We start from the raw sequence: 22,611 nt of genomic DNA, 5'->3' as shown, positions 1-22,611 counted from the left end.
ATTCAAGGGGTGAACCCCACCCTCCCGCTTTACCGTCGAAGGCATGACGCATATCGACGCGGGCGCCGAGCTCGACCCGGTCCATCCGGTGGCGCCCCCCGAGGGGCGCGCCACCGGCCTCACGTCGGCCGAGGTCGCCGAGCGGGTCGCCCGCGGCGAGGTCAACGACGTACCGGTCCGCAGCAGCCGCTCCACGACCGAGATCATCCGCGCCAACGTCTTCACGCGCTTCAACGCGATCATCGGCGTGCTCTGGGTGATCATGCTGTTCGTCGCGCCGATCCAGGACAGCCTCTTCGGCTTCGTGATCGTGGCGAACACCGGCATCGGCATCATCCAGGAGCTGCGCGCCAAGAAGACCCTCGACGGGCTCGCCGTCATAGGCGAGGCCAAGCCGACGGTCCGCCGCGACGGCGTCGCCGCCGAGATCTCCACCTCCGACATCGTCCTCGGCGACCTGGTGGAGCTCGGCCCCGGCGACAAGATCGTGGTCGACGGCGAGACGGTCGAGGCCGACGGCCTGGAGGTCGACGAGTCCCTGCTCACCGGTGAGGCCGACCCGGTCCTGAAGAAGCCCGGCGACAAGATGATGTCGGGCTCGTTCGTGGTCGCGGGCGGCGGCGCGTTCACCGCGACGAAGGTGGGCCGCGAGGCCTACGCCGCGCAGCTCGCCGAGGAGGCCAGCCGCTTCACCCTCGTCCACTCCGAGCTGCGCTCGGGCATCTCCACGATCCTCAAGTACGTGACGTGGCTGATGATCCCGACGTCGATCGGCCTGATCATCTCCCAGCTCGTCGTCAAGGACGACAACTTCAAGGAGTCGATCGCCTACACCGTCGGCGGCATCGTCCCCATGATCCCCGAGGGCCTGGTCCTGCTCACCTCCGTGGCCTTCGCGATCGGCGTCATCCGCCTGGGCCGCAAGCAGTGCCTGGTACAGGAGCTCCCCGCCATCGAGGGCCTCGCCCGCGTCGACACCGTCTGCCTCGACAAGACGGGCACGCTCACCGAGGGCGGCATGGACGTCACCGAGCTGCGCCCCCTCAACGGCTCGTCCGAGGACTACGTACGCAAGGTGCTCGGCGCGCTCGGCGAGTCCGACCCGCGGCCGAACGCCTCCCTGCAGGCCATCATCGACGCCTACCCCGACAGCGAGGAGTGGCGCTGCACGGAGTCCCTGCCGTTTTCCTCCGCCCGCAAGTACAGCGGCGCGAGCTTCAGCGAGGGCGACGGCGAGAGCTCGACGTGGCTGCTCGGCGCGCCCGACGTGCTCCTTCCCGCCGGTGACCCCGCCCTGGCCGAGGTCGAGGACCTCAACCACCAGGGCCTGCGGGTACTGCTGCTCGCGCGCGCCGCGGCCGACCTGGACGCCCCGGACGTCGCGGCCGGGGCCCGCCCCACCGCCCTCGTCGTCCTCGAACAGCGGCTGCGCCCCGACGCCGCCGACACGCTGCGCTATTTCGAGGAGCAGAACGTCCAGGCCAAGGTCATCTCCGGTGACAACGCGGTGTCCGTCGGCGCGGTCGCGGGCAAGCTGGGCCTGCCCGGCGCGCAGAACACGGTGGACGCCCGGCAGCTGCCCACCGACCAGGCCGAGATGGCCGAGGCCCTGGACAACAACTCCGTCTTCGGCCGCGTGACCCCGCAGCAGAAGCGGGACATGGTGGGCGCGCTCCAGTCCAAGGGCCACACGGTCGCCATGACCGGCGACGGCGTGAACGACGTCCTCGCCCTGAAGGACGCCGACATCGGCGTCTCGATGGGCTCGGGCTCGGAGGCGACGCGCGCGGTCGCCCAGATCGTCCTGCTCAACAACAGCTTCGCGACGCTGCCTTCGGTGGTGGCCGAGGGCCGCCGCGTCATCGGCAACATCACCCGCGTGGCGACGCTCTTCCTGGTGAAGACGGTCTACTCCGTCGTCATCGCCCTGCTGGTGGTCTGCTCCCAGGTGGAGTACCTGTTCCTGCCGCGCCATCTGACGCTGCTGTCCACCCTGACGATCGGCGTCCCCGCCTTCTTCCTGGCGCTCGCCCCCAACAAGGAGCGCGCCAGGCCGCACTTCGTGCGCCGCGTCATGCGCTACGCGCTCCCCGGCGGCATCATCGCGGCGCTCTCCACCTTCGCGACGTATCTGCTCGCCCGCCACCACTACGCGGGCGAGGGCGCCCGCGAGGCCGAGACCAGCGCGGCGACGCTGACCCTGTTCCTGGTCTCCCTGTGGGTCCTCGCGATCATCGCCCGCCCGTACACCTGGTGGCGGATCTGCCTGGTCGCGACGATGGGCCTCGGCTTCCTGCTGGTCCTGACCATCCCCTACCTCCAGGACTTCTTCGCCCTGAAGCTGGTCGGCACGACGATGCCGTGGGCGGCGGTCGCGATCGCGGCGGTCGCCGCGGCGGCGACGGAGTTCGCCTTCCGCTGGGTCGACCGCCGCGTGCTGGCGTAGCGCTTGCGCGCTACGCCAGCGTGGCGGTGCCATGGCTGCGGGACCGTCGTGGCTGGGCGCGCCCACGCGGCGGAGCCGCACATCGACACGCCCCGCACCCCTTCGGGGCGCTCCCGCGCCGCTTCCGCCTAGCGGACGTCGACGAAGTCCCCGGTGGAGGTGACCGAGGGCGTCGTCGACGAGCCCGCGAAGACGTACCGGAAGGTGCCGTCCACGTTCGCCTTCACGGTCGTGCTCAGCGCGCCCTTCGCACCTGACTTCACCGTCTTCACGGTGGTGTAGGCGCTGGTGCCCGCCGCCTTGAACTGGAGCTTCACCGGCTGCCCGGTGTAGCCCGCGTACTTGTGGGTGTCCCAGTTGGCGCGGGTCAGGGCACCGGCGACCGTGATCGTCTTGCCCTTCTTGACCGGCTCCGGCGTGGCGTTGGTGGTCAGCTTCGCGGCGCGCTTGAGGTGGACGCCCTTCTTATACGCCATGCGGATGACGTGGTCGCCGTCCCTGCCGCCCGCGCCCGCCATGAGCTTCCAGCCGCCGCCCGCCATGTGGTTGGCGAGACCGTTCTTGTCCCAGCCCGCCTTCGGGTTCACGGTGATGGTCACCGTGCAGGTCGCGCTGGTGGCGCTGAGCTTCTTGCACTTCTCGTCGGCGGTCGGCGCGAGCAGGCCGGTGAGGTTCCGCTCGTCGAACTTCGCGCCGTGCCACAGCAGGCCACCGGCGCCCTCGATGCCCTTGGCGTCGGTCGCGGTGACGGCGATGGTGAACTTCTTCTTCGTGGCGGCGCCGACCACGATGTCCTTGCCACCGTTGATCACCACCTTGGTGATCTTGGTGTCACCCTTCTGCCGGTCCTTCAGCCCGAGGTCGGGCCCGGCGGCCTGGGCGGCCGGAGCGACGAGGGCGGACAGGATCACGGCGCCGGAGACGGCGGCCACGGTGGTGCGGATGCGCATGGGTATTCCTCAGGGGTGGTGCGACAAAGGGTGGTGCGACAAAGGGCGGTGCGGAAACGGGGTCAGCGGACGTCGATGGCGTCGCCCGTGGAGGTGACGGCCGAGGTCGTCGACGTGCCCGCGAAGACGTACCGGAAGGTGCCGTCCACGTTCGCCTGCACGGTCGTGCTCAGCGCGCCCTTCGCACCCGACTTCACCGTCTTCACGGTGGTGTAGGCACTGGTGCCCGCCGCCTTGAACTGGAGCTTCACCGGCTGCCCGGTGTAGCCCGCGTACTTGTGGGTGCCCCAGTCGGCCCGCGTCAGGGAACCCGAGACGGTGATCGCCTCGCCCTTCTTCGCCGGCTCGGGGGTGGCGTTCGTGGTGAGCTTGGCGGCGCGCTTCACGCCGACGGTCTTGTACTTGTTCTTGATGACGTGGTTCTCGGCCTTGCCCTTGCCCAGCAGACCCGCCATCACCTTCCACTTGCCCGCGGTGGCGTTGTCCAGGTGGTTCGGGTTGGCCTTGATGACGACCTTGCAGGTGCCCTTGGTCGCGCTGACCTTGGTGCACTTGGGGTCCTTCCGCGGGAAGAGCAGGCCGTCGAGGTGCTCCGGGTCGTACTTCTTCCCGTGCCACACGAAGGCCATGGCCTCCTTGATGCCCTTCGGGTCGGTGCCCGTCACCGTGATCGTGAACTTCTTCGTGGACGTGCCGACCACGATGTCCTTGCCGCCGTTGACGACGACCTTCGTGATCTTGGTGTGGCCCTTCTGGGAGTCCGCGGCCTGGAAGTCCTGAGCGGCCTGGGCGGCCGGGACGGCGAGGGCGGACAGGACGACGGCGCCGGAGACGGCGGCCACGGTGGTGCGGATGCGCATGGGTGTTCCTTGGGGGTGGTGTGGCTGAGGGTGGTGCGGAAAAGCGGAGACGGGGCCAACGGGGTCAGCGGACGTCGATCGCGTCGCCCGCGGAGGTGACCGACGGGGTCGTCGACGTGCCCGCGAAGACATAGCGGAAGGTGCCGTCGACGGACGCCTTCACGGTGGTCTTCAGGTTGCCCTTGGAGTCCGACGTCACCGTCTTGACGGTGGTGTAGGAGCTCGCGCCCTTCTTCTTGAACTCCAGCTTCACCGGCTGCTGGGTGTAGCCCGCGTACTTCTGCGTGTCCCAGTTGGCGCGCGTCAGGGCGCCCGAGACGGTGATCGTCTTGCCCTTCGTGACCGGCTCCGGGGACGCGTTGACGGTGAGCTTCGCGGCGCGCTTCACGCTGACGGTGCTGTACGCGTCCACCGCGTGCTTGCCGCCCGTCTCCTGGCCCGCGAGGGGGTTGCCGTGGGCGATGGCGAGCGTCTTCCACTTGCCGGCCAGGGCGTTGCCGTAGATGTTCTTGTTCGGGTCGGCGGTGACGGTCACGGTGCACGTCGAGGTGGTCGCGTCCACCTCGGTGCACTGCGGGGGAACCGTGGTGTCGTAGACGATCGACCCGTCGAGGTGGTCGTACGACGGGCCGTGCCAGAGGAAGCCGCTGGCCTTCCGGATGCCCTCGGGGTCCGTGGCCGTGATCGAGAAGGTGACCTTCTTCGCCTTCGTGGTGCCGACCACGATGTCCTTGCCACCGTTGACGGTGACGTCGGTGATCCTGGTCTCGCCGATGGTCTCGTCCGCCTGCGCGGCGGGAACGGCGAACGCGGACAGAGCCAGGGCGCCGGACACGGCGGCCACAGTGGCACGGATGCGCATGTGTTTCCCCAGGTGGAGAAGGGGGCCCGCGGTGTCGGAGCCAGCACGCGGAGCCCAAGCGATCTAGGAGTCTGTTGACTCCGATCATCAGACCCGCATGCATGGCCAAAGGTTGTACGCCCCGTGAAACCCACAGGCCGGACCACTCGGACCGCTCAGACCCCCCGGAACCACCGGGTCCGCCCGGCCCGCCCTGGCTAGTCGAACCAGCGGTCCCGCGCCAGCTCCTCCGTCCGCGACGGGTCCTCCAGGAGCGCCGCCACCTCGAAGCGCCGCGGCCACTGCCGCGCCGCCCAGGCCAGGCCCGCCGCCACGCCCTCGACCGTCGCCGCGTGCACCGTGCCGTCGGGGGTGCGGCGCCACTCCAGGTCGACGCCGTCGACGACGAGCTCCTCGTGCTCGCGGTACGTCGCCGGGGTCCCGGGGCCGAGCAGGACGCGCACGGCCCCCGGCACCTCGTGCTCGACGCCCGCGCCCGGGTCGACCCCGGCCCGCACGAGATCGCTCAGGCGGCGCACCTGCAGCAGCTCCGCGAGGTCACCGGCGCGGGCCGGCGCCACCGGAAGCAGTGGCACCCCGGACGCGAACGGCAGCAGGTCGGGCGCGTCCGCGACCACCGCGTCGGCGGCGTCGACGACCGTGACCTCACCGGTGGTCCCGCCGTCGCCGCCGAGGACCGCGCGCAGCTCCTCAGGCAGCGTCACCCGCTCCGGGTCCAGGTCCGCGAGCGCCCCGTACAGGGCGTGCAGGCGCGCGGGCGACACGGTCCGCTCCGGGTCCGCGAGCCGGTCCAGGAGCTCGGCGGCGCCCCCGGGCTCCGCGAGCAGCGCGCTCACCGAGGTGCGCACGCCGAGCGCCCGAAGCACCTGCTCGTCGTCGAAGCCGGTGGCGTCCACCGCGTCGTAAAGCCCCTCAAGGAGCGGATCGCCGCCCGCCGCGCGCAGCCCCGCGGGACGGCGGCCGCCGAGGACCGGGTGCCCGCGCAGCCACCACGCGGTGTAGGGGCGCACGCTCTCCGTCGTGCCGTCCGGCAGCAGGACCCGCACCGGCTGGGTGAGCGCGTCCCTGAGCGGCGGCCGGGACAGGAGCGCGAGCGCCCTCGGCCACTGGTCGTCGTCGACGAGGTCCAGGTCCCGTACGGCCACGATCTCCGTCGCGACCGGCGGCACCGGCGTGTCCGGAAGGCGGTCGATGACGTCCTCGCACCACACGTCGACGGCGTCGAGCAGACCGGCGTCATCGGGCTCGGCGAAGTCGCCGTCGCGCGGCTCGAGCTCGTCCGGGTCGAGGACCACGTCCGTGGCGCGCACCAGCGTGAACGACGCGAGGACGCCGCACGCCGCCAGCGGCCGCTCGCCCCAGCGCCCGGCGAGCTCCCCGTCCACGAAGGCCAGTTCGTCCTCGCGCATGACCTCGGCGAACGCGCTGCCGGGCAGCACGAGCTCGCCCGCGGGCGCGGGCTCGCCGTCCTCGTCGGGCAGCGCGAGCGCGCCGAGCCAGGGCTCGTCGCCCGGCTCCAGGTCCGCGTCGCGCACCAGGGCGAGGACGAGGTCCGCGAGCTCCTCGGCGTCCAGGGCGTCCTCGTCCCAGCCGTCGTCGTCGAGCGAGGCCGCGACGGCCGCCCGCACCTGCGGGGTCGTCAGGACCGCGCGGGGCGTGGCGGGCAGCGCGCCCAGCTTCTCCAGGAGCGGATGGGCCGCGTCCGCGTGCGCCACCTTCAGGCCGAGGCGGGCCAGGGCCTCGGGCGCGGGCCCCTCGCCCGGCGCGGGCAGCAGGACCTGGCGCGGCCCGATCGTCGTCCGCCCGCTGGCCAGCGGCACCGGAAGCCCCGAAAGCCGCTCCGGGTCGACGCCCGCGAGCGTGTCGTACAGGCGCCGCCACCAGGACGGCTCCCGCTCCAGACCGGCGAGCCGGTCGATCGCCTCCGTCAGCGGCACCCGGGCCACGCCAAGGGTGCGCAGCTCGCCGCGCCGCTCCAGGCCCGCGGGCAGCAGGCTCGGCAGGACCTCGGCGAGGACCCGCACGGTGTCCGCGCCCGCGCCCTCGACCACCTCGGCGTCCCGCGGCCGCAGCGCGTCGGGCACCTTGGCCTCGGACCACTCGTCGGCGCGCTCCCGCACCGGCTCGACGGCGGGCGGCAGGAACTCGGTGCGGGGCAGCCGGTCGAGGACGGCCTGGCGCAGCGCGCCGTCGAGCGCGCTCTTGCCGAGCGGCCCCGGCACCAGGCCGATGATTCCCTCCGTCACCGGCCGCCAGCCGGAGAGCAGTTCGGCGTACGCGTCGGCCGCGCGCTCCACCAGGAAGTCCGTCAGGGGTCCAGGGGCCGGGTGGCGGCGGCTGCTGTCCAGCGGGAACGTGCCGATCAGCAGGGCGGGCACGCCGAGCGGCTCGTCGCTGGGGGTCGGCGCGTGCACGACGGCGGTGGTGCGCGGCGCCACCGGGGCGCCGTCGGCGCCCACCGGAACCGCCCAGGTGATCTGCCAGTAGGGGCGAAGGCGCTCCTCGACGGGCCGGTCCGCGAGCAGTTCGGGCGTCAGGGCGCCGGTGCGGGTGACGGTGCGCCAGCGCGTCGTGCCGTCGCGGGTGTCCTCGACGACGGTGTCGTCGCCGTCGGCCGAGCGGCGCAGGACGCGGGTCGCGCCGTCCGGGGTGTGGACGGCGACCTCCGTGAGGCCGGGCAGGGCCAGCAGCAGCGCGTCGTCGACGCCGTCGAGCAGCCGGGACACCAGGTCCTCGGCGGCGGCGTCGCGCAGCGGCAGGATGACGACGGTGTCGTACCCGTCCGGGGCGCTGCCCTCCGCGGGCAGCGGCAGCCTCAGGAGCGGTACGTGTCCTTCGCGGCGCCGCATCTCGTCGCCGAGCCCCGGGCTGAACCTGGCCCGCTCCGCCGCAAGGTCGCGGGCCTCCGCGAGGGACCAGCGGACGCCGCCGGTGCGGCCCACCACGGCGGGCTCGTCCGACACGGCGAGCACGGCGGCGAACCCGACGCCGAAGCGTCCGGTCGTCTGTCCGGCGGCGGCGCTCTCCCGCTTCGCGGACGCCCGCAGCGTCGCCAGGGACTCCACGCCCGTCGCGTCCAGCGGGGCACCGCTGTTGGCGGCCGCGAGGACGCCGTCCTGAAGGGTGAGGGCGAGCCGTCCGGGCACGCCCGCGCGGGCGGCCGCGTCCGAGGCGTTCTGGGCGAGCTCGACGACCAGGCGGTCGCGGTAGCCGCCGAGCGCCAGGTCCTCCTCGGCGTTGGCGTCCTCCCGGAACCGGGCCGGGCTCGCCACCCAGGCGTCGAGCACGGAGCGGCGCAGACGGGCGGTGCCGAACGGGTCGATGCCCTCGGAGGCCGGCCGCACGGTCTTGCTCACGGTTCGTTGCCCTTCTCTGGCGGGGGCGCCCGCCGCTGCCGGGGGCGCCTTGGGAGGTCCGGGGGCGAACGGTACCGCGTCCAGAAGGGGTTCTCGTCAGGTGCGGGCGGCGGCCTGCCGCGGGCCCGCGCCCGGCGGGCCCGCGAAGGCTACGAGTGCCCCAGGTCCTCGCTCGGTCCGGCCGGCGGGACGGAACCCGAGTCGGGGGCCGGGCGCAGCGGCAGCTCGTCGACCCTGGTCTCGTCGAGGACCGGCGGCGCGGGCCGCGACGGCTTCGGCATGACGGCCGCCTCGGAGTGCCCGCCGCAGCCGTACGCGAGGGAGACGACGCGGCCGTCCGCGGGCCCGAACTCGTTCGCGCACACGCCGAAGGCCTGGCCCAGGGACCCGCCGATCGGCTCCAGGAAGCCGCAGCTCACACAGGAGGCGGGGGCGGCCTGCGCCATCGGGGTCTTCGCGCCGAACGACTCGTCCCAGCGGTCGGCGGCGGTGTGCAGGCCGTACCGCGAGAGGACCCGGGCGCGCCGCATGCCGAGCTCCTCGGCGACGGCGGCGATGGAGCCGCGGGCGGGAGCGGGCGCGATCTGGGTGCCGTCGGTGCCGGCGGCGGGGCCCGCGGCGGTGACCTCCGCGTCCTCGGCCTCGACGCGCTCGGCCAGCTCCTCGGAGAGCACGGAGTTCGGCGGCGGCACGTCCTCGCCGGACCAGCCGGGCTCCAGGCGCAGGTCCTCGGCGTCGGTGGGCAGCAGGTCGCCGGGGCCCATGTCGCCCGGGCGGAGGCGCTCGCTCCACGGCACCCACTCGGGGGCGAGGAGCGCGTCGGGACCCGGAAGGAGCACCGTCTCGTCGAGCGTGACGAACTTCGCGCGGGAGGCGCGGGCCACCGTCACCGCCCAGCGCCAGCCGCGGTAGCCGGGCTCCTTGCACTCGAAGAGATGCGTGACCACGCGGTCGCCCTCCACGACGACCTCGACATGCTCACCGACCACACCCGGCGCGGCGGCCTCCTCGGCCGCGGCCCGGGCGAACCCCACGGCCTCGGCGCAGAGGCGGTCGGGGGTACGCGGGGTGCGCTGGGTGCGGCTTCGCGTTGTCGCTGCGCTCACAGGTATCGCTTCTCTCCTACGCCGTCTCACGAGTGCGCCACCCTTACGCGGGGGTACGGACGGAGCGGACCGGAGGGCCGCGTCGACGTCCGCGCCCGACGTCACGGGCGCACCTTCGGCATCCATTCTGCGGGATGGCCAGCGGGCGCGCGGCCGAGAACAACCGGCGTAGGCGCGTTACGCACGCTACCTGTTCCTGGCCCCTGGGCCCACACCGGCGCCCCCACGGATGGCCCGGGCCCTCGCCCCGGGGGGCGCTTTTCCCCCGCCCACCCGCCCCTCCATCGCGCTGACGCGCTCGTCCTCAAACGCCGGACGGGCTTTTTTCCCCACCCGCCCGCCCTTACAGCCCCAGCTGCTCCCGCACTCCCCGACCTAGCGGCTCTCGCGTGGGTGGGTGGGAAAAACAGCCGGAGCAGGCGGACATCCAGCCCGTCCGGCGCTTGAGGACGAGCGCGCAGAGCGGTGTTTCAGCCCGTCCGGCGCTTGAGGACGAGCGCGCAAGCGCGGTGATTCAGCCCGTCCGGCGCTTGAGGACGAGCGCGCAAGCGCGGTGATTCAGCCCGTCCGGCGCTTGAGGACAAGCGCGCAGCGCGGTGATTCAGCCCGTCCGGCGCTTGAGGACAAGCGCGCAGCGCGGTGATTCAGCCCGTCCGGCGCTTGAGGACGAGGCGCGGAGCGCCAATGGCTTTGAGCGGGGGGACGGGGGCGGCCAGCACCCGGATCGGGAAGGGGCGGGTCTGGGGCGCCCCGCGAGGGTGGCGCTAGATCGGGGTTCGGCGGGGCACTATGACTGAGTGGCAGGCGCCAGGACCTCCTCACCCCCGCCCCGCCGGACATCGCGGGCAGCCCGCGCGCTCACGCGCGCCCTGCACCTGCCGTTCACCGGCACCGCCCGCGGCATCCGCAAGGCCACCCACGCCCACGGCGCGGGCGAATCCGGCCTCGGCAAGCTGATCGAGCTGCACGCGGTGAACGGCGCGGGCGACGTCATGATCACGGTGGCGCTCGCCTCGACGGTGTTCTTCTCCGTGCCGACGGACGAGGCCCGCGGCCGCGTCGCCCTGTACCTGGCGATCACGATGGCCCCGTTCACCCTGCTCGCCCCCGTCATCGGCCCGCTCCTGGACCGCCTCCCGCACGGCCGCCGCGCCGCGATGGCGGCGGCGATGCTGGCCCGCGCGCTGCTCGCGCTCACCCTTTCGGGCGCGGTGGTGACCGGCGGCCTTGAGCTGTATCCGGCGGCGCTCGGCGTCCTGGTGGCGTCCAAGGCGTACGGCGTGGTGCGCAGCGCCGTCGTGCCCAGACTGCTGCCACCCGCGTTCTCCCTGGTGAAGGCCAATTCGCGGGTGACCCTGAGCGGGCTGCTCGCGACCGGCGTGGCGGCGCCGGTCGGGGCGGGGCTCCAGGCGGTCGGGCCGCGCTGGCCGCTGTACGGGGCGTGCGCGCTGTTCATCGCCGGGACGGTCCTGTCGTTCACGCTGCCGCCGAAGGTGGACTCGGCCAAGGGCGAGCGCAAGGCGCTGCTCGCGGCGGACGAGGAGCACCTGCACCTCGCGCGGGCCCGGGACCGCGCGGACTCCGCCCGCAGGCGGCGCCTCGGCCTGCGCACGGTCGGGCCTTCCGTGACGCACGGGCTCGCCGTGAACGCCGCCCAGCGCGGGCTGTCCGGCTTCCTGATCTTCTTCCTCGCCTTCCTGCTGCGCGAGCATCCCCTCGGCGGGCAGAGCGCGGCGGTGTCCCTCGGCATCGTGGGGGTCGCCGCGGGCACGGGCAACGCGCTCGGGACGGCCGTCGGGGCGTGGCTGAAGGCCCGCGCCCCGGAGCTGATCATCGTCACGGTGGTGGCGGTGGTGCTCGGCGTCGCGGTGTGCGCGGCGCTGTTCTACGGGCCTGTGGGCATCGCCTGTCTCGCGGCGGTCGCCGGGTTCGCGCAGGCCCTGTCGAAGCTGTCGCTTGACGCGTTGATCCAGCGGGACGTGCCGGAGGAGGTCCGTACGTCCGCGTTCGCGCGCGTCGAGACGCTGTTGCAGATGGCGTGGGTGGTGGGGGGTGCGATCGGGCTCGCGCTGCCGTTGAACGGGACGCTCGGGCTGAGTGTGGCCGCGGCGATCGTGGCGGTGGGCTGGCTGCCCACGGTCCGGGGGCTCCTGGCGGCGGCCCGCCGGGGCGGCCGCCGCGTCCGCGTGGCGTAACCCTCGCGGGGCGCCCCGCTGTGTCCATTAGCGCGCTCCGCGCGCGGGCGCCCCTCCCCGCTCCGGGTGCTGCCGCCCCCGTCCCCCCGCTCAAAGCCATTGGCGCTCCGCGCCTCGTCCTCAAACGCCGGACGGGCTGAAACCGGCAGGTTCTAGCCCGTCCGGCGTTTGAGGACGAGCGCGCAGCGCGATGGAGGGGCGGGTGGGTGGGGAGGACGGGGAGAAACGCCGGACCCCGGCCGTCCGGGGAGGCGGTGGGGCCCGATAGCCTTCGGGGCATGACCTCCCTGGTAACCCGCTCGGCGCGCAGCCGCCGCACCGTCGCGGCCCTCGGCGCCGCATCCGCCGGACTGCTCGTCCTGTCGGCCTGTGACAAGCCGACGCCGCTGGCCACCGTGACGGTCGGCAGCGAGTCCGTGCACTCCGAGGCGGTCTGCTACGAGGACGGCAAGGAGCTGACGCCGTCCGAGGTGCAGGACTGCCTGAAGGACAAGTCGGACATCAAGTCCATCACCGTCGACCCGGACGAGAAGGTCCGCTTCGGCGTGGACCCGGAGATCGCCGACAAGGGCTGGACGCTGCTGATGAACGGTCAGCCGCTGACCGCCGCCAGCAAGAAGACGTACGTCGTCATCCCGGGCAGCGTGTTCTTCAACGAGCAGTACGGCGGCGGCGGCTCCTCCTCCACGGTCAGCCTCCTTGAGGGCGGCAAGAGCGAGGGCCAGGCGAAGGCCACGGGTCTGTGGTCGTTCAAGCTCAAGAAGGACAAGGACGCCTGACCGGGTCCGCCGTGACCGGCCCGCGCGCCCGCGTCCTCGTGGCCACCGCGGTCCCCGCCGAGCGGGACGCGGTGGCCGCCGGGCTTTCCGGCCTGTCGCACGGTGACGTGCTCGCCGTCGGCGTGGGGCCCGCCGCCGCGGCCGCCGCGACGGCCCGCGCCCTGGCGCTGGCCGCCGCCGACGGCACCCCGTACGACCTGGTGGTCTCCGCCGGGATCGGTGGCGGCTTCGCCCCCGGGGCGCCCCTCGCCTCGGTCGTCGTCGCGGACGCCGTGACGGCCGCCGACCTGGGCGCCGAGACCCCGGACGGGTTCCTGCCGGTGACGGAGCTCGGCTTCGGGCGCGTCACGCACGAGCCGCCGCCCGCGCTCGTACGGGACCTGGCCGCCGCCGCGGGCGCCGCGGTCGGCACCGTCCTGACCGTGTCCACCGTGACCGGCTCCGCCGCGCGCGCGAAGGACCTGCGCGCCCGCCATCCGCGGGCGCTCGCCGAGGCCATGGAGGGCTTCGGCGTCGCCGAGGCGGCCGCCCTGCACGGGCTTCCCGTGTGCGAGGTGCGCGCCGTGTCCAACCCGGTGGGCCCGCGCGACCGGGACGCCTGGCGCATCGGCGACGCCCTTGCCGCCCTCACGGCGGCGTTCGGGAAGTTCGCGCCCGTACTGGAGAGTTGGAACAGGCATGACTGAGACCTCCCCCGAGACCTCCCCCGCCGTGCCGGAGCCGCTGCGCATCGCGTACTCCCCCTGCCCCAACGACACGTTCGTCTTCGACGCCTGGGCCCACGGCCGGGTGCCGGGCGCGCCCGCGCTCGACGTGACGTTCGCGGACATCGACGTCACCAACGGTATGGCCGAGCGCGGCGAGTTCGACGTCCTGAAGGTGTCGTACGCCGTCCTGCCCTACGTCCTCGACGAGTACGCGCTGCTGCCGTGCGGCGGCGCGCTCGGCCGTGGCTGCGGGCCGCTGGTCCTCACCCGGGAGCCGGGCGTCGACCTCACGGGCAAGACGGTGGCCGTGCCGAGCGAGAAGTCCACGGCGTATCTGCTGTTCCGGCTGTGGGCCGCCGATGTGCTGCCCGGCGGCGTCGGCGAGATCGTCGTGCTGCCCTTCGACCGGATCATGCCCGCCGTTCGGGACGGGAAGGTCGACGCGGGTCTCGTCATCCACGAGGCGCGCTTCACGTACCAGAACTACGGCCTGCACCGGCTCGCCGACATGGGCGAGCACTGGGAGGCCACGACGGGGCTGCCGATTCCGCTCGGTGCGATCATCGCTCGGCGGGCGCTCGGGGGTGAGGTGCTGCGGGGGCTCGCGGGGGCCGCGCGGGCGTCCGTGCGGATGGCCTGGGAGGCGCCTGAGGTGTCCCGGCCCTATGTCCTCGCGCATGCGCAGGAGATGGATCCGGCGGTGGCCGATCAGCACATCGGTCTGTACGTCAACGAGTTCACGGCGGATCTGGGGGAGGACGGGTACGCGGCCGTGCGCGGCCTGCTGACCCGCGCCGCCGCCGAGGGGCTGGTCCCGGCCTTGGCCCCCGGCGCCCTGACCTTCCCCTAACCCTCGCGGGACGCCCCAGACCCGCCCCTTCCCGCTCCGGGTGCTGCCGCCCCCGTCCCCCCGCTCAAAGCCATCGGCGCTCCGCGCCTCGTCCTCAAACGCCGGACAGGCTGAATCTTCGCGCTGCGCGCTTGTCCTCAATCGCCGGACGGGCTTGAACTGCCGCCGGACGGCCACATCACCGCGCTGGCGCGGGGGTTCCCGCGCCAGCGCAGGTGTTTTCCCACCCACCCACCCGAGAGCCGCTAGGTCGGGGAGTGCGGAGGCAGCTGGGGCTGTAAGGGCGGGCGGGTGGGGAGGAAAGCCCGTCCGGCGTTTGAGGACGAGCGCGCCAGCGCGTTGGGGGCCGCTACCGGAACCCGCGGTTATACGTCCAGCTGGTCCGCTACTGCGCGCAGCAGGCCCGCGATCTTGGCGCCCGAGGCCTTGTCGGGGTAGCGGCCCTTCTCCAGCATGGGGGTGATGTTCTCCAGGAGGGTGGTGAGGTCCTGGACGATGGACGCGAGTTCGTCCGGCTTGCGGCGCTGGGCCGCGGCGACCGAGGGGGTCGGGTCGAGAAGCGTCACCGAGAGGGCCTGGTCCCCACGCTGGCCGGCGACGACGCCGAATTCCACGCGCTGGCCGGGCTTGAGTGTGTCGACGCCGTCGGGCAGTACGGAGGAATGCACGAAGACGTCACCGCCGTCGTCGCGGGAGAGGAAGCCGAAGCCCTTCTCGCTGTTGAACCACTTGACCTTGCCGGTAGGCACGTGAAGTCCTCGTCCTCGTACTAGTCGTCGTATCGGCGGCGCCGTGCCGCCTTCGGCGTGGACCCTCCGGTCCGCTCCCCGCCGGGCGTAAACGGCTCTGGATAGCACTACAGCGGGCCGCTCGACCCGCCAGCACCAAGACTATTGGTCCCGGGGCCGGTGACAAGACGTCCCCGGTTTCTTCCTACGCGCTGGGAACTACCCTGGTGCGGTGCGTGACAAAACCCAAGCGAATTCCACCGGACCGGGCGACGGCCTCGTCCGGATTGGCGCGATCGTTTTCTTCGTCGGCGCTGTGGCCACCCTGGTCACGGTGGCCCCGCTGTTCCTCGGCGGTGACCCCTTCCCACCCGTCGCCTACGCGGTGTGCATGCTGATGGGCGTGGGTTTCCTGATCGCTGGTGCGGGCGTGCTCCGCGGCATCGCGGTGCAGCGCCGTCAGGCCAGGTCGGCCGCGGGTCCCTCGGCGACATGAGCCGCGAGCCAGTCCGGGAACTGGCTCAGATCATCGAGTACGGCGTCGGCGCCCGCCGCGCGCAGTTCCGCTGCGTCGCACGGCCCCGTCGCCACCGCTACGGACAGCGCGCCCGCCGTACGCGCGCCGCGTACGTCCCCGGTGTGGTCCCCGACGTACACCGACGCCCCGTACTCCCGCAGGGCCTCGGCCTTCCGCTCCGCCCACAGGTCGCCCACCACGACGTCCGCGGCGATGCCCAGGTGCTCCACGTGGAGCTTGGCGTTCGGCTCGAACTTGGCGGTGACCACTATCGCGCGGCCGCCCGCCGCGCGCACCGCGGCCACGGCCTCGCGGGCGCCGGGCAGCGCGGGCGTCGCCGCGATCGCGTATGTGGGATACATCTCACGGTAGAGGTTCGCCGTCGCCGCGATCGCGTCGGCCGGGAACCAGTGGGCGAGTTCCTGCTCAAGGGGCGGCCCGAGCCGGGTGACGGCGAGGTCCGCGTCGACGTGCGTCCCGGTCCGCTCGGCGAGCGCGACGTAACAGGCGTGAATGCCCGGCCGGGAGTCGATCAGGGTCATGTCGAGGTCGAAGCCGACGGTGAACGGGGCGCCGCCCCGGGGAGTCCGTGAGGTCATGGAGCCCATTGTGCCGAGGGCCGTAGCGCCGGGTCCTGACGGTCGGCCCGCCCTAGACTTAGCCAAGCCTTACCAAGCCCGCCGAATCTCCCCGCGGCCGTCCCCGACCCCCGAAACGAGCCCAGCCGATGCGTGTGAACGCCAGACGCGCCGTCGCCCTCACCGTGGCCGTCGTGGCCCTGCTGCTCGCCGTCCTGTTCAGCCTCGCCGTGGGCGCCCGCGCGATCGCGCCGTCCGCGGTCCTGGACGCCCTCCTGCACGGCGGGCACAGCGACGCCGCCGAAGTGGTCCGTGAGATGCGGGTGCCGCGCACCGTCCTCGGCGTCCTGGTCGGCGCGGCCCTCGCCGTCGCGGGCACCGCCCTGCAGGGCATCACCCGCAACCCCATCGCCGACCCCGGCATCCTCGGCATCAGCCAGGGCGCTTCGGTCGGCGTGGTGTTCGCCATCGCGTACACCGGGGCGCACACCCTCACCGGATACGTCTGGTACGCCTTCGCGGGCGCGGGCCTCGCCGCCGTCGCCGTCTACGCGATCGCCGCGAGCGGCCGGGGCGGCGCGACGCCCGTCAAGCTCGCGCTCGGCGGCGCCGCCCTCAACGCCCTGCTCGTCTCGGTGACCACCGCGATCCTCACCACCAAGGCCTACGCCCTGGACGAGTTCCGCTTCTGGCAGGTCGGCTCGCTGTCCGGCCGCGACGCCGAGCTCGTCGCCCAGACCTGGCCGTTCCTCCTCGTCGGCCTCGCGCTTGTGCTGTCCGTCGCGCGCGGCCTTGACGCCCTCGCGCTCGGCGACGACGTCGCCAAGGGCCTCGGCCAGAACGTCGCCGCGGTCCGCGTCGTGGGCGGCCTCGGCGCCACCGTCCTCACCGGCGCCGGGGTCGCCGCCGCCGGACCCATCGCCTTCACCGGCCTCGCGGTCCCCCACATCGCCCGCGCGATCGTCGGCAGCGACCACCGCTGGGTGCTGCCGATGGCCGCGCTGCTCGGCCCCGTGATGCTGCTCGTCTCCGACACGGTGGGGCGGATCGTCTTCCCGCCGAGCGAGGTGCCCGCGGGCGTCATGACGGCGCTCATCGGGGTGCCGTTCCTGGTGACGCTGGTACGCAGGAAGGCGGTGGCGGCGTGACCAGGACCGCCGAAGGGCCCGGCACCGGGACCCCCTCACGCGCGGCGGCCGGGCGGCCGTTCCGCGTCCGCCCCACCGGATACGCCGTCCTGCGCTGCCGCGGCGCCGCCTTCCTCCTGCACCGCAGGGCCACGGCCGTCGCCACCGCGCTCGCGCTGCTCCTGGCCGCGGCCTGCCTCGCGTACCTCTGCGTCGGCGAGACGTACGTCCAGCCGCTCGAAGCCCTGAAGGTCGTCTTCGGGCAGCCCTCCGCCGACGAACTCGTCGTGGGCACGCTGCGCGAACCCCGCATGGTCCTCGGCCTGCTGGTCGGCGCCGCCTTCGGGGTCGCGGGCGCCCTCATCCAGACCGTCGCCCGCAACCCCCTGGCAAGCCCGGACATCATCGGCGTCAGCCAGGGCGCGAGCGCCGTGACGGTGGCCGCGATGACGTTCGGCCTCACCTCGTACACGGTCCTGCCGTACCTGTCCGTCGCGGGCGGCGTCCTCGCCGCGCTCCTGGTGTACGCCTTCGCGTGGCGCGGCGGCCTGCACGCCACCCGGTTCGTGCTCATCGGCATCGGCTTCGCGATCGCGCTGCGCTCCCTCACCACGCTGTTCATGACGAAGGGCGACTACCTCGTCGCGCAGCAGGCGCAGATCTGGATGACGGGCTCCCTCAACGGCCGCGGCTGGCCCGAGGCCGAACCCCTCGCCCTGACGCTCCTCGTGCTCCTGCCGTGCGTGGCCTGGGCGGCCCGCGCCCAGCGCACGGTGGCGATGGACGACGACACGGCGACCGCGCTCGGGGTGCGGCTCGGCCGGGTGCGCACCGGGCTCGTGCTGCTCGGCGTGGTGCTCGCCTCCGTGGCGACGGGCGCCGCCGGGCCCGTCGACTTCGTGGCACTGCTCGCCCCGCAGACCGCCCGCCGCCTGACCCGCACCGCCCAGCTCCCGCTGGTGTCGTCGGCGCTGCTCGGGGCGCTGATCGTGGTCCTCGCCGACCTGCTCGCCCGACGGCTCTTCGCGCCGACCGAGCTGCCGGTGGGCGTGCTCACGGCGGCCGTCGGAGCCCCGTACCTGATCTGGCTCATCATCAGAGGCGGCGGCCGCGGCCGCGCCACCCGCTCTGGAGGCACCGCGTGACCGCCCCCGCCGACTCAGCCGCCCGGCTGCGCACCCGCGAACTGACCCTCGCCTACGACGACCGCACGGTCGTGCGCGGGCTCGACCTGGCGATCCCCGACGGCGAGGTCACCGTCGTCGTGGGCCCGAACGCCTGCGGCAAGTCCACCACCCTGCGCGCGCTCGGGCGGCTCCTGAAGCCGAAGGGCGGCGCGGTCCTCCTCGACGGCGAGGAGCTGGCGAAGCTGCCGACCCGGCGCATCGCCCAGCGCATCGGGCTGCTGCCGCAGACGCCCGTCGCGCCGGAGGCCATCACGGTCGGTGACCTGGTGGCGCGCGGCCGCCAGCCGCACCAGCGGTGGTGGCAGCAGTGGTCCGACGCCGACGAGCGGGCCGTCACCGAGGCGATGGAGCGCACCGACGTCGCCGCGCTCGCCGAACGGTCCGTGGACGAGCTGTCCGGCGGCCAGCGGCAGCGGGTGTGGATCGCGATGGCGCTCGCGCAGGAGACGGAGCTGCTGCTGCTCGACGAGCCGACGACGTATCTGGACATCTCCCACCAGGTCGAGGTCCTTGACCTGGTGCGGCAGTTGAACCACGACCGCGGCCGGACGGTCGCCGTCGTCCTGCACGACCTGAACCAGGCCGCCCGGTACGCCGACCACCTCGTCGTCATGAAGGAGGGCCGGGTGGTCGCCGAGGGCGCGCCGGGCGACGTCGTCACCGCGGAGCTCGTCCGGGACGTCTTCGGCCTGGAGTGTGTGGTCGTCCCCGATCCGGTGACGGGGTCGCCGCTGGTCGTGCCGGGTACGCCGTGGCGGCCCCCGGCCGCCGCGGAGAAGAAGTCCTCCCTCGACGAAAGGCACTCCCCATGACCCGAAGCCACCGCCGTGCCCGCGCCGCGGGCGCCCTCGCCGTCACCGGGGCGCTCGCGCTCGCCGGGTGCGGCTCCTCCGACGACGACAAGGAGTCGGGGTCCGGCAGGACGCACACCGTGAAGACCGCCATGGGCCCGGTGAAGGTGCCCGTGGCGCCCGAGCGGGTCGTCGTCCTCGACACCGCCGAGCTGGACTCGGCGCTCACGCTGGGCGTGCGGCCGGTCGGCGCCACGCACACCGACGTCGGCGGCGGCTTCCCCGGCTATCTGCCGAAGGGCGATGTCGCGGGCGTCAAGGACGTCGGCGAGATGACGAACCCGAACCTGGAGGCCATCGCCGGGCTCAAGCCCGACCTCATCCTCACCTCCAAGATCCGGCACGGCGCGAAGTACGACGCGCTGAAGGCGATCGCGCCGACGGTGATGACGGAAACCACCGGCTACCCCTGGAAGGAGAACTTCCAGACGCACGCGGACGCGCTCGGCAGGAAGGCCGGGGCGAAGCGGGCCGTCGCCGCCTACGACGCCCGCGTCAAGCAGGTCACCGCGGCGATCGGCGGCCCCGCGAAGGCGAAGGCGACCGAGGTCAACGTGGTGCGCTTCGTCGAGGGCGCGGACATCCGCATCTACGGCGAGCAGTCGTACATCGCCACGATCCTCAAGGACGTCGGCCTGGGCCGCGCGCCCATCGCCAAGAAGGCCAAGGACGGCTTCTCCTACGACGTGAGCCCCGAGAGGATCGACCTCGCCGACACCGACGTCATCTTCCAGTCCACGTACGGCGATCCGAAGAAGGCCAAGGAGCGGCAGACCGTGAGCAGCGGCCTGTGGAAGAACATGAGGGCCGTCAAGTCCGGCAACGTCCACGTCGTGGACGACGAGCTGTGGATCCAGGGCATCGGCTACACGGCCGCCGCGAAGATCCTGGCCGAACTGCGGGCGGATCTGACGGAGAAGTAGCCGCGGGAGAAGCAGCGGCAGACGTACGGGAGAAGGCGTACGGGAGAAGGCGTACGGGAGGTGAGGCGGGCGGGCGCGTGAGGGCGGGCCCGCCCGCCTCGGACCGCCGGTGTCACGCGTCGCAGGACGTGAACTCCGGGCCGGTCTTCGCCAGATAGATGCTGGACCGGCCCTGGTCGTCGCTCTTCAGGGGCACGGTGACGGTGTCCTTCGCCTTCCACGGGTAGCCGCCCGCGTCGAAGGTCCACTCGCCGGTCACCTTCGTCGCCAGCTTCGAGAGCGCCACCCAGCCGTACTGCTTCGGCGGCACGGTGATGACCAGGCTGTTGCCCAGGTCCTCCCGCAGGTCGTAGCTGACCTGGCCGTTGATGGTGAGGCTCACGCTGGTCTGCACGGGGCTCGCCATGCCGGTGCCGAGCGTCGAGGTGAACGAGACGCCGAGCTGACTCGACCAGCCCGACGAGGTGCTGAGCGAGAACGTCCACGGGACCGGCTCGCCGGTGCCGTTGTACCAGACGGGCGAGACGCAGCTCTTGGGCAGCGGCTCGGCGGGGGCCTGGCTGCCCTTCGTCCACGAGCAGGTCTTCGCGTCCTTCTGGCAGCGCGCGGAGGCGTACTCCACGGCGGCCTTGCGGGCCGCTTCACTCAGGGACGGCGGAACCCTCCACTGCTGCGCCTTGCTGCCGTTGCAGCCGTACGTCTGGGTCCACGCGTCGTCGTACTGCGCGGCCATCACCACGTCGACGCACTTGTTGTCGCCCGCGCTGCGGATCATGAACGTGTCGGCGGCGCCGGTCACGGGCTGGAAGTACCAGCGCTGGCCTGACGCCCCGGAACACGTGCGCTGCTTGAGCGGCAGGCCCGTCTCGACGCACTTGCCGGTGTCGTCGTTGACGAGGGCGAACGAGCCGTCAGGCCGCGCGTCGGCGGTCCACTTCTGGTGGTGGCCCGGCGCGGAGTTGGTGACGATGAAGACGCCGTCCCCGGTGTTGCCGTTCTGTACGTCCAGGTTCCGGCCGCTGTTGACCGAGGTGAACGTGAGGCCGCCGAGGCCTGGGGCGGCGTCGGCGCGGGCGGGGGCGGCCTGGGCGGCCAGGCCCAGGGTGAGGGCGAGGGTGGTGATGAGGGTGGTGGTGAGGGCGGCTATCGGTCTGGCTAAGGCGCCGCTTCGCTGCGGATTCATGCCAGAACAACCTCCTTGTCCGGTTCGGGTGTTGAGGGCGTGACCCATCTCTGAGGCCCGTCGGGCCCGTCTCTGGGGCCCGTCTCCCGGACGAGGCTAGTTCGGCGATGTCGCGCAGCGCACGCGCTCGGGCACACTACGTACCCCTAGAGAACCCGTACTGGCTGCGGGACGAGCCGCGCTACTCGGGGCGTCGGCGCTGCGATCTCCAGATGACGAACAGCGCGGAGGCGATGGCGGCCACCCGCACGACCCACGGCCAGGTGTCCTCGATCGCGGCGTTCATCTGCTTCTCAGCGATGGGCTCGCCCCACTTGCCCTGCGACCGCCCCCACAGCCAGCCGATCCCGCCCGCGACGGCGAGGGCGGGCAGCGCGATCACCGCGGTCTTCTTCTCCGCCGAGCCGAGCTTGCGCGAGAACCAGACGACGATCCAACCGCCGCCCAGGGCGAACCAGTTGCCGATGACCGCGCCGACGACGAGCGCGGCCGCGGCGAGCAGCAGCACCGGGTGGGAGAGGGAGCGGAGTCCGGCGAGCACGCCGGAGGCGCCGCCCGCCGCCGGGGCGGGCTCGGCGGCGGGGTCGTCGTCCTCGACGGGGGCGGCCTTCGTGGGGGCGGCCTTCGCGGCGGACGGCGCCTTCTTGGCCAGCGGGCCCTTCTGGGCGCTCGGCCCCTTCGGGGCGGGCGGAGCGTTCTTCGTCAGGGACGGCAGCACGCCGAAGCGACGGCGGGGCGCCGCGTGCGCCGCGTCCTCGACGGCCGCGTCACCGTCCTCGTCCTCGTCCTCACCCTCGTCGTCCTCCGGCTCACCCTCCGCGTAGTCCTCCGCGTCCTCCGCGTCCTCCGCCTCCCGGTGCTTCCCGGCCTTCGGCAGCATCTCCGGGATCTCCACGCCGCCCACGAACCCGGGCAGCGACTCCGCGCCCTCCAGCGGCACCCGCTCCACCCGCCACCAGTCCGGCTCCGGGCCCGAATCGCCCAGTTCCTCGGTGCTCGCCAGGTGGGGCGGGGACGGCCGCGGGTCGGGGGCGGCGGGGGCCTCGACGGAGCGGCGCGGCCGGGGCACGACACGGCGCGGGCGCCTGGGCTCGCGCCCGGCCGGGGCGGGCGCGGGCGCGGGGGCGGCGGCGGGCGGTGCGGCGGCGGGGTCGGCGGCGGCGGTGACCAGGTCGTCGGGGGTGCCGAGCCGGTCCAGGATGCGGCGGACGGCGGCGGGGCTGTCGGCGGCCTTGGCGCGGCGGCGGTCGATCTCGCCCCGCAGTTCGGCGACGAGCCGCATGCGGGCGGCGGACGGCAGCTGGCGCTGCTGGGCCAGGTCGCCGACGCGGCTCAGATAGTCGAAGACGAGCTGGTCGCTCTCGATCCCCACGAAGTTCCCTCCGGGGCTGCGGTGTTGAAGGGGG

Annotated in this window: 19 protein-coding genes; 10 read left to right on the top strand and 9 right to left on the bottom strand. The window is 73.3% G+C overall.

From position 1 onward, the window contains the following. The first annotated feature begins 43 nt into the window (after window positions 1–43). The gene (locus AC07A4_RS19855) at window positions 44–2,446 is read left to right on the top strand and encodes an HAD-IC family P-type ATPase (protein WP_478600213.1); all 2,403 of its coding nucleotides are present in this window, start codon (window positions 44–46) and stop codon (window positions 2,444–2,446) included. A gap of 128 nt (window positions 2,447–2,574) precedes the next feature. Here the strand turns inward: AC07A4_RS19855 and AC07A4_RS19850 are convergent, their stop codons facing one another. The 5 genes from AC07A4_RS19850 to AC07A4_RS19830 all read right to left on the bottom strand — a co-directional run bounded on the left by AC07A4_RS19850 (window position 2,575) and on the right by AC07A4_RS19830 (window position 9,580). Next, on the bottom strand, window positions 2,575–3,396 hold the full coding sequence (locus AC07A4_RS19850) for a calcium-binding protein (RefSeq protein WP_478600211.1): 822 nt from the start codon (window positions 3,394–3,396) through the stop codon (window positions 2,575–2,577). A 62-nt stretch (window positions 3,397–3,458) separates the two neighbouring features. Then, a complete protein-coding gene (locus tag AC07A4_RS19845) occupies window positions 3,459–4,256 on the bottom strand; it encodes a calcium-binding protein (protein ID WP_478600209.1) in 798 nt (265 codons plus the stop codon). A 64-nt stretch (window positions 4,257–4,320) separates the two neighbouring features. After that, on the bottom strand, window positions 4,321–5,118 hold the full coding sequence (locus AC07A4_RS19840; protein WP_478600206.1) for a calcium-binding protein: 798 nt from the start codon (window positions 5,116–5,118) through the stop codon (window positions 4,321–4,323). A gap of 197 nt (window positions 5,119–5,315) precedes the next feature. Next, entirely contained in the window at window positions 5,316–8,474 is a 3,159-nt protein-coding gene (locus AC07A4_RS19835) for a sacsin N-terminal ATP-binding-like domain-containing protein (RefSeq protein WP_478600204.1), read from the bottom strand. Between the two features lie 149 nt (window positions 8,475–8,623). Continuing rightward, entirely contained in the window at window positions 8,624–9,580 is a 957-nt protein-coding gene (locus AC07A4_RS19830; RefSeq protein WP_478600202.1) for a DUF3027 domain-containing protein, read from the bottom strand. Window positions 9,581–10,377: 797 nt separating this feature from the next. On the opposite strand from AC07A4_RS19830, the gene AC07A4_RS19825 reads away from it, so the two are divergent. The 4 genes from AC07A4_RS19825 (at window position 10,378) to AC07A4_RS19810 (ending at window position 14,111) form a co-directional block, all read left to right on the top strand. Beyond that, the gene (locus AC07A4_RS19825; RefSeq protein ID WP_478600200.1) at window positions 10,378–11,775 is read left to right on the top strand and encodes an MFS transporter; all 1,398 of its coding nucleotides are present in this window, start codon (window positions 10,378–10,380) and stop codon (window positions 11,773–11,775) included. Window positions 11,776–12,053: 278 nt separating this feature from the next. After that, complete coding sequence (locus tag AC07A4_RS19820; RefSeq protein WP_478600197.1) at window positions 12,054–12,554, top strand: DUF2771 domain-containing protein; 501 nt, start codon at window positions 12,054–12,056, stop codon at window positions 12,552–12,554. 11 nt (window positions 12,555–12,565) lie between these two features. Beyond that, window positions 12,566–13,240, top strand: a complete 675-nt coding sequence (locus AC07A4_RS19815) for a futalosine hydrolase (RefSeq protein ID WP_478600195.1) — start codon at window positions 12,566–12,568, stop codon at window positions 13,238–13,240. Beyond that, window positions 13,233–14,111 (top strand): 1,4-dihydroxy-6-naphthoate synthase, encoded by an 879-nt coding sequence (locus tag AC07A4_RS19810; RefSeq protein WP_478600193.1) that lies wholly within the window; start codon window positions 13,233–13,235, stop codon window positions 14,109–14,111. Before AC07A4_RS19815 ends, AC07A4_RS19810 begins: the two co-directional genes overlap by 8 nt. 365 nt (window positions 14,112–14,476) lie before the next feature. Here the strand turns inward: AC07A4_RS19810 and AC07A4_RS19805 are convergent, their stop codons facing one another. Next, window positions 14,477–14,860 carry a cold-shock protein gene (locus AC07A4_RS19805; protein WP_030363393.1) on the bottom strand — a complete coding sequence of 128 codons (384 nt, stop codon included), beginning with the start codon at window positions 14,858–14,860 and terminating at the stop codon, window positions 14,477–14,479. A gap of 211 nt (window positions 14,861–15,071) precedes the next feature. Here AC07A4_RS19805 and AC07A4_RS19800 point away from each other — a divergent pair, with 211 nt between their 5' ends. After that, the gene (locus AC07A4_RS19800; protein WP_478600190.1) at window positions 15,072–15,335 is read left to right on the top strand and encodes a hypothetical protein; all 264 of its coding nucleotides are present in this window, start codon (window positions 15,072–15,074) and stop codon (window positions 15,333–15,335) included. On the opposite strand, the gene AC07A4_RS19795 is transcribed toward AC07A4_RS19800, so the two are convergent. Further along, window positions 15,299–15,955 carry an HAD family hydrolase gene (locus AC07A4_RS19795; RefSeq protein ID WP_478600188.1) on the bottom strand — a complete coding sequence of 219 codons (657 nt, stop codon included), beginning with the start codon at window positions 15,953–15,955 and terminating at the stop codon, window positions 15,299–15,301. The two genes, AC07A4_RS19800 and AC07A4_RS19795, sit on opposite strands and share 37 nt — an antisense overlap. Window positions 15,956–16,083: 128 nt before the next feature. Between AC07A4_RS19795 and AC07A4_RS19790 the strand changes: the two genes are divergently transcribed. From AC07A4_RS19790 to AC07A4_RS19775, 4 genes are all read left to right on the top strand, one after another. After that, window positions 16,084–17,082 (top strand): FecCD family ABC transporter permease, encoded by a 999-nt coding sequence (locus AC07A4_RS19790; protein WP_478600186.1) that lies wholly within the window; start codon window positions 16,084–16,086, stop codon window positions 17,080–17,082. Window positions 17,083–17,171: 89 nt separating this feature from the next. Beyond that, the gene (locus AC07A4_RS19785) at window positions 17,172–18,206 is read left to right on the top strand and encodes a FecCD family ABC transporter permease (RefSeq protein ID WP_478601036.1); all 1,035 of its coding nucleotides are present in this window, start codon (window positions 17,172–17,174) and stop codon (window positions 18,204–18,206) included. Then, window positions 18,203–19,060, top strand: coding sequence for an ABC transporter ATP-binding protein (locus tag AC07A4_RS19780; protein ID WP_478600184.1), 858 nt, complete (start codon window positions 18,203–18,205; stop codon window positions 19,058–19,060). Before AC07A4_RS19785 ends, AC07A4_RS19780 begins: the two co-directional genes overlap by 4 nt. Further along, window positions 19,057–20,022, top strand: coding sequence for an ABC transporter substrate-binding protein (locus tag AC07A4_RS19775; protein WP_478600182.1), 966 nt, complete (start codon window positions 19,057–19,059; stop codon window positions 20,020–20,022). Before AC07A4_RS19780 ends, AC07A4_RS19775 begins: the two co-directional genes overlap by 4 nt. 112 nt (window positions 20,023–20,134) lie before the next feature. On the opposite strand, the gene AC07A4_RS19770 is transcribed toward AC07A4_RS19775, so the two are convergent. Then, the gene (locus AC07A4_RS19770) at window positions 20,135–21,205 is read right to left on the bottom strand and encodes an RICIN domain-containing protein (protein ID WP_478600179.1); all 1,071 of its coding nucleotides are present in this window, start codon (window positions 21,203–21,205) and stop codon (window positions 20,135–20,137) included. Window positions 21,206–21,386: 181 nt separating this feature from the next. Next, window positions 21,387–22,577 (bottom strand): hypothetical protein, encoded by a 1,191-nt coding sequence (locus AC07A4_RS19765; RefSeq protein WP_478600177.1) that lies wholly within the window; start codon window positions 22,575–22,577, stop codon window positions 21,387–21,389. Window positions 22,578–22,611: the final 34 nt, after the last annotated feature.

Source organism: Streptomyces sp. NPDC043996, assembly GCF_056435225.1.
The sequence above is the reverse complement of the archived record's forward strand: the minus strand, read 5'-3'. Positions and strand labels throughout refer to the sequence as shown.

What these genes read in the sequence shown, in the direction of transcription:
- AC07A4_RS19770 (WP_478600179.1), bottom strand. Translation starts at nt 21,205, where the DNA reads ATGAATCCGCAGCGAAGCGGCGCCTTAGCCAGACCGATAGCCGCCCTC.
- AC07A4_RS19845 (WP_478600209.1), bottom strand. Translation starts at nt 4,256, where the DNA reads ATGCGCATCCGCACCACCGTGGCCGCCGTCTCCGGCGCCGTCGTCCTG.
- AC07A4_RS19775 (WP_478600182.1), top strand. Translation starts at nt 19,057, where the DNA reads ATGACCCGAAGCCACCGCCGTGCCCGCGCCGCGGGCGCCCTCGCCGTC.
- AC07A4_RS19840 (WP_478600206.1), bottom strand. Translation starts at nt 5,118, where the DNA reads ATGCGCATCCGTGCCACTGTGGCCGCCGTGTCCGGCGCCCTGGCTCTG.
- AC07A4_RS19790 (WP_478600186.1), top strand. Translation starts at nt 16,084, where the DNA reads ATGCGTGTGAACGCCAGACGCGCCGTCGCCCTCACCGTGGCCGTCGTG.
- AC07A4_RS19820 (WP_478600197.1), top strand. Translation starts at nt 12,054, where the DNA reads ATGACCTCCCTGGTAACCCGCTCGGCGCGCAGCCGCCGCACCGTCGCG.
- AC07A4_RS19855 (WP_478600213.1), top strand. Translation starts at nt 44, where the DNA reads ATGACGCATATCGACGCGGGCGCCGAGCTCGACCCGGTCCATCCGGTG.
- AC07A4_RS19795 (WP_478600188.1), bottom strand. Translation starts at nt 15,955, where the DNA reads ATGACCTCACGGACTCCCCGGGGCGGCGCCCCGTTCACCGTCGGCTTC.
- AC07A4_RS19850 (WP_478600211.1), bottom strand. Translation starts at nt 3,396, where the DNA reads ATGCGCATCCGCACCACCGTGGCCGCCGTCTCCGGCGCCGTGATCCTG.
- AC07A4_RS19810 (WP_478600193.1), top strand. Translation starts at nt 13,233, where the DNA reads ATGACTGAGACCTCCCCCGAGACCTCCCCCGCCGTGCCGGAGCCGCTG.